This is a genomic window from Gimesia chilikensis (genome assembly GCF_007744075.1).
GTDB classification, from domain to species: Bacteria; Planctomycetota; Planctomycetia; order Planctomycetales; family Planctomycetaceae; genus Gimesia; species Gimesia chilikensis_A.
The window spans coordinates 786527-799564 of the sequence record NZ_CP036266.1; the positions used below are offsets into that span (position 1 = coordinate 786527).

Here is a 13038-nt window from a genome sequence, read left to right on the forward strand (position 1 = left end):
GGTCAAGAGTTCTGCCGGGCAACAATTGATTTCAGGTTCAGGGATTCGATACGATAGATGCCTGTTTCAATTTACCGTGTTTCCCTGTGACATATACAAAAAGCCCGCAGCGCTGGCAGGAGTTGTAATGAAATTGTTGTCTTTTCTGATCGCGTGTTGTCTATCCACCTTGTTACTGGGGACCGTCTTTGTGAGTGAAGCCCGGGCAGAGAAGAAGCCGCATGTGGTGTTCGTTACCGGCGATGATGAGTACCGGTCGGAAGAATCGATGCCGATGCTGGCCAAGATTCTGAAACGGGATTATGGCTTCGATGTCACCGTCTGTTATTCTCTGGATGATGAGGGCAATATCTCACCCGGGAATCAGAAATCGATCAGTGGCCTGGAAGCCCTCGACGATGCAGACCTGATGGTGCTCTTCACGCGGTTTCGCGATCTGCCTCCCGAACAGTTCCAGCACTTCCTGAACTATGTGAAGTCGGGGAAACCAATTGTCGGTTTCCGGACAGCCACACATGCTTTCATGTTCCGAGATCCGAAGAGCCCCTTCAAGGCGTGGAACGATCAGAAAATCGCCGAACTGGTTGGGCAGAAGTGGATCACCCACCATGGACATTTCGGTGACGGGCATGAATACCTGACGGAGGTCATGGTGAATGAGGAGGCTGCAGATCATCCGATTTTGCGGGGCGTTAAACCGTACAAGGCGTATTCCTGGTTGTATCATGTGGATGGTGGCAGCGAAGGGCATCAACTGGCGGGGGACAGCAAGCCTCTGTTGACGGGACGCTCGCTCAAATCCGGTCATGAGCAGAAAGGGAACCTCGATAAGTATCCGCTGACCAATCCAGTCGCCTGGACCAAGACTTACAAGGGAGCAGACGGAACCCGGGGCCGTGTCTTCTTTACCACGACGGCGCACCCTTTTGACTTCAAAGATCCCAACGTGCGGAAGCTGGCACTCAATGGAATTCTATGGGCACTGGGCAGGGAAGCAGAGATTCCTTCCCAGGGAGCAAACACGGATACCGTCGATGACTATGATCCGAACAACTCCGGCACCGGGCCGAAAAAATATAAAACGGGGCTGAAACCGGAAAAACTCTGATAGGAATGACTGTAGAGATCCCGAAGCCCGCGGCGACAAAGCTGCGGGCTTTTTTGATGCACCGTCAGTAATTCTTCCAGAAGGAGGGAACGAACAGGACCAGAATGGCAAACAGTTCCAGTCGGCCCAGCAGCATGAGGATCGTCAGGATGACTTTCCCCGTGAGCGTGAAGTCGGCATAGTTTTCGGTCGGACCGAGTTCGCCGACCCCCGGGCCGATATTATTCAAGGTGGCGACCACGGCACTGGTGCAGTCGATCAGCTTTTCCGGTTTGTTTGTCTGCCACTCCGTATTGGGTTCGATGGCGGTCAGCAACAGACTGCTGAAGATGAAGATGACCAGCACCAGGCTGAAGTACACGGTGACGTCATTACGAATCCCCTGTTCGATGTTCGTGGTGCCGATTCGCAGGGGACGGACCACGTTCGGGCGAAATGATTTTTCGATTTCCAGCCAGATGATCTTGGCGAATAGCACAACGCGAATCACCTTGATGCCCCCCGCCGTCGAACCGGCACAGCCTCCCACAAACATCAGTAACAGCAGCAGCATTTTGGACGATTCATTCCACGTGTCGAAGTCGCCGGTCCCGTAGCCGGTGGTGGTCATGATGGAGACCGCCTGAAAGCCGGCATAACGCAGGGCGTCGGGCAGGGTGTCGTAAATATGGTTGTTGATCAGGTTATAGGTCAGAAAGATGATCGCGCCACTCAGGATCAACAGGTAAGTGCGGAACTCAATATCATTGCGTAGCGGGGCGATCATACTCTTCCAGGAGAAATCGTGGGAACGCATGTTTTTTAAGGAGAGGAAGTAGAGTGAGAAGTTGGTGCCCGCTGCTACCATGAATACCGCGATTGTGAATTCGATCAGCGAACTGTTGAAATACCCGACACTGGCGTTGTGCGTGCTGAAGCCGCCAGTCGCCATCGATCCGAAACTGTGGCAGAACGCATCGAAGACGCTCATACCTTCCAGCCAGAGGATCAGCGCCAGCACGAGGGTGAAGGCGACATAGATGGTCCACATGACGATTGCTGACTCGCGCACCCGCGGACGGACCGCTTCGCTGGTCGGGCCGGGCACTTCGCGCCGCATGAGCGCTTTGCCCCCCGCACCCAGATGACTCAGGATTGCGACGAACAGCACAATGATTCCCATGCCACCCAGGCAGTGGGTGAAGCTTCGCCAGAACAGGACACAGCGCGGTATCAGCTTCGGATCTTCCAGCTCTCTGAGTACCGAGGCGCCTGTTGTTGTGAAACCAGAGATCGATTCGAATAACGCATCCGGAACCGTCATTGGAACGTCTGGGGAGACCATCGAACCGGAAAACAGAAAGGGGAGGCAGCCCAGGACACCGGAATAGATCCAGCTCAAGCCGACAACGGCGAGCGCCTCTTTGCGCAGGATCGTGCCATGCTCTTTTCGCCCGGCCAGGTAGAGCAGGGAACCGGAGACCAGACTGCAGGCAATCGCACCACAGATGCCCCAGAAACCCGCGGATTCAAATTCGACAGCCTCTCCAAAAAAGGGAAATGCCCAGGGGAGACTGAATACCATTGACGCACCGACCAGCATGCCTACCAGGCCCAGCAGTCGGCAGAGAAGCAACCAATTCATTCGATTTCAACTTATTGATTTAGTGCAGTCAGGAACGACTGGAATCTTCCAGTCTGTTCGAGTTAAATATAGAGAGATCTATAAAAGCGAAGATTATAGCACGTCTGTTCTTCGGGAACGATACCACTCATTCCGATTTAGGAAATTCCATTTATGCTCGCTCGACACCTGCTCCGTACGCCTTTTTACCTTTGTCTGTTCTGTCTGGCTCTCTCTGCCTCTGCTTTTACCCAGGCTGAGGAACTTGAGCAATTGACGTATCAGAATCCACAACTGGAAGTGGATCTGGGCGTCGGTTTATGGGCCTGGCCTCTGCCGATGGATTATGATGGCGACGGGGATCTGGATCTGCTCGTTTCCTGTCCTGACAAACCCTCGAACGGCACTTATTTCTTTGAAAACAAGTCGGATGGTAAAGATTCAATGCCGGTGTTTGAGCCGGGGGTCAGACTGGGTAAAGGCTATCATAATACGTGCCTTTCCTTTGTGAACGGTAAGCCACGTGTACTGGTCGCCGGTCGGGAAGTGGTCGATTTTAAACAGCATGGGTTTGATAAACTCACCGATCTGCCCGTTGGACGGAATGTGCACGGCGGCAAGGTGCGGGCCAATCAATGGTATTACGTGGACTACGACGGCGACGGCGATCAGGATCTGGTGGTCGGTGTTGGCGACTGGAGCGACTACGGTTGGGACGATGCCTACAATCAGCTGGGGCAATGGACCAACGGCCCCCTCCGCGGATATGTGTATGTGCTCAACAATGAGGGGACTGATGCCAAACCAGAGTATGCTAAACCAGCTCGCATCAAAGTGGGCGATAAGGACCTCGAAGTCTTTGGCTGGCCGTCTCCCAACTTTGCCGACTTCGATGAGGACGGTGACCTGGACCTGATTTGTGGAGAATTTCTGGATCAGCTGACCTACTTCGAAAATACCGGTTCCAGGACTGAGCCGCAGTATGCACTCGGGCGGCGTCTGGCGAGCAATGGGGATCCGATTCAGATGGATCTGCAAATGATCGTTCCCAAGGCGATTGACTGGGACAAGGATGGCGATATCGATCTGATTGTCGGTGATGAAGATGGTCGCGTTGCATTCATCGAGAATACTGGAGAACTGATTGGTGGCGTCCCTCAATTTTTACCGCCCCGCTATTTTCGTCAGAAAGCGGCAGGTGTCAAATTTGGTGCCCTGGCAACTCCTTATGCCTTCGACTGGGATGGCGATGGTGACGAAGATCTGATCTGTGGAAATACCGCCGGTTACATTGGCTTCTTCGAAAACCTGGATGGTCATTCTCGGTCGCCACGACTGGCAGCTCCCCGCTATCTACAGGCTGGAGGACGACCGATTCGCATTCAGGCGGGCCCCAACGGTTCGATCCAGGGCCCCTGTGAAGCGAAGTGGGGTTATACGACACAGACTGTGGCAGACTGGGATCAGGATGGTCTGCCGGATCTGCTGGTGAATTCGATCTGGGGAGAGATTCTACTGTTTAAAAACATCGGCACCCGAACGGAGCCCAAACTGGCGCCGGCACAGACGATTGACGTCGAGTGGAAAGCAGCAGCTCCCAAACCAGCTTGGAACTGGTGGGATCCTCGGGGAAAACAACTGGTCACTCAGTGGCGGACAACTCCCGTTGCCGTCGACTGGAACCAGGACGGACTGATGGACCTGGTGATGCTGGATCACGAAGGGTATCTCGCGTTCTTCAAGCGAGTCAAAGAGGGAGATCAGCTTAAGCTCCTGCCCGGTGAGCGGATCTTTGTCGATGAATCGCTCAAGCCGATTCAAATGAACAAAAAGCGGGCCGGAGGCAGTGGACGCTACAAACTGCACGTAGTCGACTGGGACGGCGATGGTCGCCTGGACCTGCTGGTCAATAGCACGAACGCCGACTTCTACCGCAACCTGAAGACCGTGGATGGAAAAGTGGTCCTGAAGAATGAGGGGCCGCTCAGTCAGCGCAAACTGGCCGGTCATACCAGCAGTCCCTGCACGGTCGACTGGGATCAGGATGGCGTTCGTGATCTGATTGTCGGGGCGGAAGACGGCTATCTCTACTGGATGAAAAATCCGAACTCACCTGAAAAGTAACTTCGACCAAAAGAGAAAACTGGTAGCAGAATGCAGGCAGAAAATCAGATCGCCTTTAAAGAGTGGGGAGCCATCTGTGCTGCCCTGGCAGAGGGGCGACAGTCGCTGATTGTACGGAAGGGGGGCATTCACGAAGGCCGCGATGGCTTTCGTGTTGAACATCGTGAGTTCTGGCTCTTCCCGACCCGCTTCCATCAGGGCGCGGATCAATTGCAGGCAGGGCAGGAGAACCTCTTGTCGCAACCTTATGCCCAGGAACCTGCAGCCGGTCAGATCAGGCTTGGGCTGTACGCCGTGGTGGAGCAGGTGCTCGAACTGCAAGAGGAGTCACAGCTGGCCGGTCTGGAAGAACTGCAGGTCCTCAACCAGGAGACGCTCGCACAACGTTTTGTATATAAGCGCCCCGGGTTATACGTTCTGCTGGTTCGGGCGTATCAGATGCCGCAGCCTTTCGAGATCAAAGACGAAGCCCGTTACGGCGGCTGTCGTTCCTGGGTAGAACTCACTCAGGCTTATTCAACAGAGGGGGCGACGCCTGTCTTGACCGAGGAACAGTTTCAGCAGCAAAAACAGGCCCTCGAAACCTGGTTGAGCTGAATTCAATCAGTAGTCTATAAACGAAAACAGCCCGGGCAAAATCGCACCGGGCTGTTGTTTTTTCTGGTCGGCATCAGGCTTTAAAGATTTTCTCGCGGCCTTCAGTCACATTCTTGGTTGCATTGCGTGTGTCGAGGACCATCTGACTGTGTTTGACGATAAAGTCATAGTCATAAGCACTGTGGTCTGTCGCGATCAGTACGCAGTCCTGAGCTGCCAGATACTCGGGGGTGAGCTCCTGGCTTTCCATGGCTGGTACATCGTGATGCCGCATCTTGGGCAGTTTTGGAATGTGCGGATCGTTGTAGGTGAAGTCTACGCCCCGCTCCATCAGCAGATCCAGCAGGTGGAACGAAGGACTTTCACGCGGATCGTCGACATCTTTTTTATAAGCCACACCCAGCATGCAGATCTTACTGCCTTTGAGCGGTTTTGCTTTTTCGTTCATGAACTCAGCGAGACGGTCAATCACGTAGCGTGGCATGCGGGTGTTAACTTCACCAGCCAGTTCGATGAAGCGGGTCGTCTGACCTTCTTTACGTGCCAGCCAGCTGAGGTAGAACGGGTCGATAGGAATACAGTGTCCACCCAGTCCGGGACCGGGATAAAAGGCCTGGAACCCGAAAGGCTTGGTCTTGGCAGCGTCAATGACTTCCCAGACATCGATGCCCATGCGATCGAAGAGAGTCTTGAGCTCGTTGACCATCGCGATGTTCACGGCCCGGTAGGTGTTCTCCAGAATCTTGCAGGCTTCAGCGACTTCCGGAGACGAGACCTGGATCACATTCACAACAGCGTGTGAGTACAGGGCCGAAGCAATCCGCAGGCTGTTTTCATCTATACCGCCGACCACTTTAGGGATGCCGGCTGCTGAGAAGTCGGGGTTGCCGGGATCTTCGCGTTCGGGGCTGTAGGCGAGGTAATAATCTTCGCCCACTTTCAGACCAGCGTTATCCAGAATGGGCAGCATGACGTCCCGGGTCGTCGTGGGATAAGTGGTACTTTCCAGTACGACCAGTTGACCGGGCCGCAGGGTTTCCGCGATGACTTTCGCGGTGTTTTCCACATAGGTCAGGTCGGGGTCCCGGCTGGTGGTCAGGGGAGTTGGAACACAGATCAGCAGGGCGTCTGCTTCTTTCATCCGGGAGAAGTCGGCGGTCGCTTCGAACTGCTCTTTCGCAATCCACTTGGCAACGGTTTCGGATGGGATGTGCTTAATATAACTTTTGCCGGCCTGCAGTTGATCGACTTTGTTCTGATCAACGTCAAACCCCATCGTTTTGAAACCAGTGTTGACGAACGCGTCAATCAGCGGGAGCCCGACGTAGCCCAGGCCGATGATGCCAATAATTGCTGATTTGTCCTTGATCGCCTGCTCAAGCTGATTTGCCATCTGAATACCGTCCTTGCTTAATTCTGAAATGCAGGTAAATGTGCAGCTGAATGGGGCGGATCATATCAGTCGAACTTATTTCGTGCAAGCATTTTAGCGGACCGGCAGAAGTCGCCGGATCACAGCGGAATCTCATCATTTTGGAGCAGATGTCCAGACAAGAAGCAGGGCTGGCAGCTGTGAAATACGACGACAGGCCAGCTGAAACGGATCCAGCTGGCCTGACGGCATGACTTGGTTCCGTCCCGCTTACAGCAGTCCGGTATGACGTAACAATGGTTCAGGACTCGGCTCGCGTCCGCGGAATTCCTTGAAGAGATCCATCGGATGCCGACTGCCTCCCATCGCCAGGATGGTATCCCGGAAGCGACGGCCGGTTTCGGCAACGGCCTGCTCGTTATCCAGACCCGCTTCTTCAAAGGCGCTGAAGGCATCTGCACTGAGAACCTCGGCCCATTTGTAACTGAAGTAACCGGCTGCGTATCCGCCTGCAAAAATGTGCTGGAACGAACAGAGGAAACGGTCTTCAGGGAGCATCGGCAGTACAGACGTTGTCTGGCTGATTTCCCGCTGGACATCGAAGACCGATTTTTCTCCCGCAGGATCAAATTCGCTGTGCAGTTTCAGATCGACCACGCCGAACTGAATCTGACGCAGCATCTGAGTTCCTGCCTGGAAGTTGCGGGCTGCCTTGATTTTTTCAAACAATTCATCAGGCAGGGTTTCACCCGTTTCGTAATGCTTGGCCATCCCCAGCAGGGTCGGTTTGTGATAGCACCAGTTTTCCATGAACTGGCTGGCCAGCTCGACGGCGTCCCACTCGACGCCATTAATACCGGCGGCATCGGCTTCATCAATGGTGGTCAGCATGTGCTGCAGACCATGTCCGAATTCATGGAACAGGGTTTCCACTTCCCGGAAGGTCATCAGCGAAGGCTTATCTCCCACGGGCGGAGTCGAGTTACAGACCAGATGTGCGACCGGAAGCTGAACTTCCCCATTGACCAGCTTGCGACCCAGGCAGTCATCCATCCAGGCACCACCCCGCTTGTCTGCAGGACGGGCATAGGGGTCAAGGTAGAAACCGGCGATTGTTTTGCCTGCTTCATCTGCGATGTGGAAGAAGCGCACATCTTTATTCCAGAGCGGAACGGTCTCTGTAGCGGGCGTTACCGTAATGCCGAAGATGCGGTTTACCAGGCTGAACAGACCGTCCAGAACTTTCTCCAGGGAGAAATAAGGCCGCAACTGTTCGTCAGTGTAACTGAAGCGTTTTTCACGGAGCCGCTCTGACCAGAATGCGAAATCCCATTGAATGATGGGTTCGGTTTCTCCCTGCTCTTTCGCGTACTCCTGCAGATCCGCCAGGTCCTGCTGTCCGTTATCCCAGGAAGAACTTCGCAGCTGTTCTTCCATTTCCAGAACGGCATCGATACCGGGCGCCATTTTTTCAGCCAGGCTGACTTCCGCAAAATTCGCGTAGCCCAGAAGCTTTGCTTTTTCCTGACGTAACTGCAGGATCTGGGGAATCAGCGATGTATTATCGTATTCCCCTTCTGATGCACGGGTAATGAATGCACGGTAAACCTGCTCTCTCAATATGCGGTTGCGACAATGTTGCATGAAAGGACCGAAGCAGGGGAAGTCGAGTGTGATTCGCCAGGGGCCCGCATCAGCGGTGGCTTCGGTATCTGCGTCTTTATCATCCCAGGTGTTGTAGGATTGAGCCGCGAGCTGTTTCAGACTGTCGGGGAATCCCGCTACATCTTTGCTGTCTGTAATCAGGAGTGTGTAGGCTTTGGTTGCATCCAGCACGTTGTTGGCGAAACGGGTGGAGAGCTGGGACAGCTCGGTGGCAATTTCATTAAATCGCTTTAATTCATCTCCCGAGAGACCGATGCCGGCCAGCTCTGCAGAAAGGATTCGCTTTTCGATAATTCGTTTCTGGGCATCATTCAACTGATCCCAGGAGCCGTTGTCCCGGATGGCCTTCATGGCTTCGTAGATCGGCTTGCTTTGTCTGACGCTCAGCGAAAAAGCGACGATTTCGGGCAGCACACTTTCATAGGCTTCCCGTAATTCGGGTGTGTTTCTCACTCCCAGCAGATGTCCTACGGAGCCCCAGGAGCGTTCCCAGGGGTAATCGAGCTCTTCGAGTGGTTGCATCAAGCCTTCCCAGCTCGGCTGTGCTTCGCTTTCGATTTTACGCAGGCTTGCTTCCGACTGTTCCAGCAGAGATTTCACTGCGGGTCTAATATGCTCAGGCTCAATTTCATCGAAGCGGGGAAGGCCCTCCAGTACCAGAAGCGGGTTGTCTGACAGAGGCTGTTGCTGATCCATAACGTTTTAATGTCCTTCCTTAAGTTTGCTTCAGTAAATCTGGTTCGAGGCAGACTGTGTGCTTCGTCGGAAATCAATTCCATGCGTTCATCATAAAATATCTCAGGTTCGATTGAAAAGGCATTCTATCTATTCGTCAAATCGATACAATGCTATGTGTACAGTTTGTCGCAGTGGAACACCCGCTGCAGGGACTCTCGGATCTGTGGAAATCGAATCATGTTACAGCGATCTGCAGCCTGGGCAGTCGTGGTATGGCTGTCGGCTTATGCGACTGTCTGTCAGGCACAAGACCTGCCCGACAGTCAGAATCTGAACGAACTCTGGAAGCACCTCTCTGAGAAGGTACCGGCAATGAAAACAATGGGTGGACGTCAATTCTGGGGCGATGTGCAGTTTTTTCAAGGCTGGAAAATTCAACAGAATGTGATCAGCCAGCACTACCGCCTGCTTGATCCCAGTGATCAGCGGCATGCCAGTGGAACTCTCGCGGAATGCCGGCAGAAGCTCGCAGAAATCAGGGAGGCCCGCAAGCTTCCTCCGATGCAGGGCCGGGCGGTGATTCTGATTCACGGGATCATCCGCTCTTCTAAATCCTTTGAAAAAATGAGACTGGCCTGCCTCAAGGAGGGCTGGATTACGATTCCCTTCGATTATCCCAGTACCCAGAAGACGATCCCGGAGAATGCCCGGTTCCTCGAACAGGTAATTAAGTCGCTGGAAGGTGTTGATGAAATCGATCTGGTTGTCCACAGCATGGGCGGGCTCGTGGTACGCTCCTGGGTGGATCAGCAGGAGGAAGTCGATCCCCGAGTCAGGCGCATGGTCATGCTGGGAGTCCCCAATCGGGGGGCAGACATGGCGGATCGCTTCCGTTCGAATCTGCTGTTCAAGGTTGTGTACGGGCCAGCGGGGCAACAGTTGGTGACCGAATTAAACGGGGACTTTATTTCCAGTCTGCCGACACCTCCCTTTCCATTTGGAGTGGTCGCCGGCGGCCGGGATACGCTGAAAGGCTTTAATCCTCTGATCCGAGGTGACGATGACGGTACGGTCAGCGTCAGCAGCACGCGACTGCCGGGAGCCGCGGATTTTGTTCTGTTGCCCGTGCTGCACTCTTTTATGATGAATGATCCCCAGTCAATTTCACATACCCTGCGGTTCCTCAAGACCGGGAAATTCCGCGAATCTGGTGAATCACAGCCGATTCCTGAGGTCGAAGCTGCGGCGGCCCCTTAAAATCCGTCGATAACAACAGGTACAAGGGTCATTGAGTGACCAGCTAATCCCCGCTTTTTTCAGACGACAGGTAGAACGGATGGAACGAGACGAACGGCAATTGAAACTGCTATCCAAGATTCAGGTCATTTATGGGATCGTCAATGTTTTTGTGACTTACCTGTTTTATGAGACCATTTATTTTGGTTTCGATGCCTATCGTAAAACGATGGAACAGACCAAGCCGGATCATCAGGTGGAACTGGAACTGGGATTCGGGCTGGTGATCTTTCTGGTCGGCGTCGCGATCCTGTTCTGTATCATTCTGGCTGGTCAGTCACTGTCCCGCCACGAAAGCTATGAATTCTGTATGATGGTTGCGATTTTTGAATGTCTCCTGATCCCCCTGGGAACCATCATCGGTATCTGGACGATTCTGGTTTTGCGACGCCCCTCGGTCAGAGCTTTGTTTAAATCTCCTCCACCACCCGAAAGTCCTGCCGACCAGGCCACCGCCTGATTTTTACCACCAGCTCACGAAACCCACGATTGATGTCTGACCCTCCCACCACAGCTGAATCCCCTTCCGTTTCGCGGAAAATCTGGAGGGGAGTCAAATGGCTGTTGCTCGCGCTGGTCCTGTACTTCGTCTGGCAGCAGGGAGCGGAACTGTACGCAGAGCAGGGGGACACGCTTACTGGTATCAGCATTGATCCGCTCTGGCTGGTTTTATCTGCAGCCTGTTATTTCATTGCCTGGTTACCTTCTGTCTGGTTCTGGCGACAGCTGATTCTCAGTTCCGGAGAACAGGTTCGCTTCGGACCTGTCGCACGCGCCTACTACTGCGGGCACTTGGGGAAATACATTCCCGGTAAGGTCTCGGTCCTCTTGATCCGGGCGACCCTGCTGAAAGATTTCGGCGTTCGCGTTTCGGTTGCCGCCTTGACGGCTGCTTACGAGACGCTGGCTGTCATGGGAGTCGGGCTGGTTGTGTTCCTTTCATTGATTCCCGTTGTGTTGAATACAGAGCAGGTTCAGCAGTGGCCTGAGTGGATGCAGTCCGTACAGGCCCGTCCCTGGCTGGTTCCCGGTCTGTTTCTACTGGCGCTGTTTGTCTCTCTGCCACTGTTGTCTCGTCTGTTGAATCTGTTCACGAAGAAATTTACGAAGTCCGATGTCGAAGCGACCGAGCCAGCTCCTCCCGCTGCTTTCTCTTTACGTTTGCTCTATGCGGGCGTGTTGTTGTTTCTTGTGAGCTGGACGCTACATGGACTCAGCCTGGGTCTGGCACTCGCCTCCATCAATGGAGTGGGACTCGAATGGCAGGAATGGCCGCGCTGGACCGCTGCGGTCTCCGCCGCGTATGCCCTGGGCTTTCTGGCGATTTTCGCTCCTGCCGGCCTGGGAGTACGGGAAGGTCTGATCACCACGATTCTCGCCGGTTCCGCCCTGATTGGTCCTGCAAATGCGTTTGTCGCTGCCTTACTGATCCGGATCGTCTCATTTGCTAGTGAAATTCTGGCTGCTTTTGTTCTATACTATAGTTTTGGAAAATCGGCTTCAGACGAGGATGATTCCGTACAGTCTGCCGCCGATTCCCAGTCCATTGATTCCCTGTGATTTCTGTTTGTTGAGTGAAAGGTCTGCGTCGTGCTCTCGATTATGATTCCGGTATTGAATGAATCGGAAAGTCTGCCACAACTGTATCAGGAGATCTGCGAAACCAGCCAGCAGCATCAGATTGACCTGGAAATTATCTTTATTGACGACGGTTCGACCGACAAGTCCTGGGAACTGATTTCGCAACTGGCCAAGCAGGATGAACGCGTTTCGGGAATCCGTTTCCGTCGGAACTTCGCCAAGGCAGCCGCGTTGACCGCAGGTATGCGGGCCGCCCGCGGTTCGGTGATCATGATGATGGACGCCGACCTGCAGGATAACCCGAAAGAAATTCCCCGCTTTCTGGATAAACTCAACGAAGGCTACGATGTCGTCAATGGCTGGAAAGAGCGTCGCCTCGACCCCTGGCATAAAGTGTATCCCAGTAAAGTCTTCAACTGGATGATCTGGAAACTGACCGGACTGAAACTGCACGATCACAACTGTGGCTTCAAACTGTTTCGCAAAGAAGTCGCTGCGGAAATTCGTATCTACGGCGAACTGCACCGTTTCATCGCCGTGTTGGCAGATGCCCGTGGATTTAAAGTGACCGAGATTCCCGTCCATCACCGCGAACGACAGCACGGTTATTCCAAGTATGGCGTGAGACGTTTCCTCCGCGGGTTCCTCGATCTGCTGACGGTTCGCTTCCTTACCGGCTATGGACAACGACCACAGCACATGCTGGGCGCCATCGGCTTGAGCTGTCTGATGCTTGGATTCCTTGGACTGGGCTACCTGGGCGTGGTCTGGTTGTTGACCAATCTGTTTGGTCTGGGACTCGGACCGATTGGAAACCGTCCGCTGCTGGCCTATTCTGTCGCTGCAACCATTCTGGGGGCGCAAGCGATCAGCCTGGGTCTCTTGGCAGAACTGATTGTCGCCTATACCGGTCGTCACCAGGACACCTACAGCATTTCCGAACGAACGGAAACCGCCTCTCAAAACGAGCAGGAGATTATAATCTGATCGGCATAAGTTCAACTGTCTCTACCC

General features: G+C 53.9%; 10 protein-coding genes. 7 read left to right on the forward strand and 3 right to left on the reverse strand.

Going from position 1 to position 13038, the window contains the following annotated elements:
* Positions 1–127: 127 nt before the first annotated feature.
* A complete protein-coding gene (locus tag HG66A1_RS03090; RefSeq protein WP_145180738.1) occupies positions 128–1108 on the forward strand; it encodes a ThuA domain-containing protein in 981 nt (326 codons plus the stop codon).
* A gap of 64 nt (positions 1109–1172) precedes the next feature.
* Here the strand turns inward: HG66A1_RS03090 and HG66A1_RS03095 are convergent, their stop codons facing one another.
* A complete protein-coding gene (locus tag HG66A1_RS03095) occupies positions 1173–2732 on the reverse strand; it encodes a TrkH family potassium uptake protein (RefSeq protein ID WP_145180740.1) in 1560 nt (519 codons plus the stop codon).
* Between the two features lie 153 nt (positions 2733–2885).
* Between HG66A1_RS03095 and HG66A1_RS03100 the strand changes: the two genes are divergently transcribed.
* Both HG66A1_RS03100 and HG66A1_RS03105 read left to right on the forward strand, forming a co-directional pair.
* On the forward strand, positions 2886–4835 hold the full coding sequence (locus tag HG66A1_RS03100; RefSeq protein ID WP_145180742.1) for an FG-GAP repeat domain-containing protein: 1950 nt from the start codon (positions 2886–2888) through the stop codon (positions 4833–4835).
* A gap of 30 nt (positions 4836–4865) precedes the next feature.
* Positions 4866–5432: a DUF1802 family protein gene (locus HG66A1_RS03105; protein WP_145180744.1), complete on the forward strand. Its 567-nt coding sequence runs from the start codon at positions 4866–4868 to the stop codon at positions 5430–5432.
* A 73-nt stretch (positions 5433–5505) separates the two neighbouring features.
* On the opposite strand, the gene HG66A1_RS03110 is transcribed toward HG66A1_RS03105, so the two are convergent.
* Both HG66A1_RS03110 and HG66A1_RS03115 read right to left on the reverse strand, forming a co-directional pair.
* Positions 5506–6825, reverse strand: coding sequence for a nucleotide sugar dehydrogenase (locus tag HG66A1_RS03110; protein ID WP_145180746.1), 1320 nt, complete (start codon positions 6823–6825; stop codon positions 5506–5508).
* 249 nt (positions 6826–7074) lie between these two features.
* Positions 7075–9165, reverse strand: coding sequence for a M3 family metallopeptidase (locus HG66A1_RS03115; protein WP_145180748.1), 2091 nt, complete (start codon positions 9163–9165; stop codon positions 7075–7077).
* A gap of 219 nt (positions 9166–9384) precedes the next feature.
* Here HG66A1_RS03115 and HG66A1_RS03120 point away from each other — a divergent pair, with 219 nt between their 5' ends.
* From HG66A1_RS03120 to HG66A1_RS03135, 4 genes are all read left to right on the forward strand, one after another.
* The gene (locus tag HG66A1_RS03120; RefSeq protein WP_145180750.1) at positions 9385–10404 is read left to right on the forward strand and encodes an alpha/beta fold hydrolase; all 1020 of its coding nucleotides are present in this window, start codon (positions 9385–9387) and stop codon (positions 10402–10404) included.
* A 79-nt stretch (positions 10405–10483) separates the two neighbouring features.
* Positions 10484–10903 (forward strand): hypothetical protein, encoded by a 420-nt coding sequence (locus HG66A1_RS03125; protein ID WP_145180752.1) that lies wholly within the window; start codon positions 10484–10486, stop codon positions 10901–10903.
* A gap of 32 nt (positions 10904–10935) precedes the next feature.
* Positions 10936–12003, forward strand: coding sequence for a YbhN family protein (locus HG66A1_RS03130; RefSeq protein WP_145180754.1), 1068 nt, complete (start codon positions 10936–10938; stop codon positions 12001–12003).
* A gap of 42 nt (positions 12004–12045) precedes the next feature.
* Complete coding sequence (locus HG66A1_RS03135; protein ID WP_187782111.1) at positions 12046–13011, forward strand: glycosyltransferase family 2 protein; 966 nt, start codon at positions 12046–12048, stop codon at positions 13009–13011.
* The last annotated feature ends 27 nt before the right edge of the window (positions 13012–13038 follow it).

Coding starts and splice junctions, on each gene's coding strand:
- HG66A1_RS03090 (WP_145180738.1), top strand. CDS start 128: ATGAAATTGTTGTCTTTTCTGATCGCGTGTTGTCTATCCACCTTGTTA.
- HG66A1_RS03095 (WP_145180740.1), bottom strand. CDS start 2,732: ATGAATTGGTTGCTTCTCTGCCGACTGCTGGGCCTGGTAGGCATGCTG.
- HG66A1_RS03135 (WP_187782111.1), top strand. CDS start 12,046: ATGATTCCGGTATTGAATGAATCGGAAAGTCTGCCACAACTGTATCAG.
- HG66A1_RS03115 (WP_145180748.1), bottom strand. CDS start 9,165: ATGGATCAGCAACAGCCTCTGTCAGACAACCCGCTTCTGGTACTGGAG.
- HG66A1_RS03100 (WP_145180742.1), top strand. CDS start 2,886: ATGCTCGCTCGACACCTGCTCCGTACGCCTTTTTACCTTTGTCTGTTC.
- HG66A1_RS03120 (WP_145180750.1), top strand. CDS start 9,385: ATGTTACAGCGATCTGCAGCCTGGGCAGTCGTGGTATGGCTGTCGGCT.
- HG66A1_RS03105 (WP_145180744.1), top strand. CDS start 4,866: ATGCAGGCAGAAAATCAGATCGCCTTTAAAGAGTGGGGAGCCATCTGT.
- HG66A1_RS03110 (WP_145180746.1), bottom strand. CDS start 6,825: ATGGCAAATCAGCTTGAGCAGGCGATCAAGGACAAATCAGCAATTATT.
- HG66A1_RS03130 (WP_145180754.1), top strand. CDS start 10,936: ATGTCTGACCCTCCCACCACAGCTGAATCCCCTTCCGTTTCGCGGAAA.
- HG66A1_RS03125 (WP_145180752.1), top strand. CDS start 10,484: ATGGAACGAGACGAACGGCAATTGAAACTGCTATCCAAGATTCAGGTC.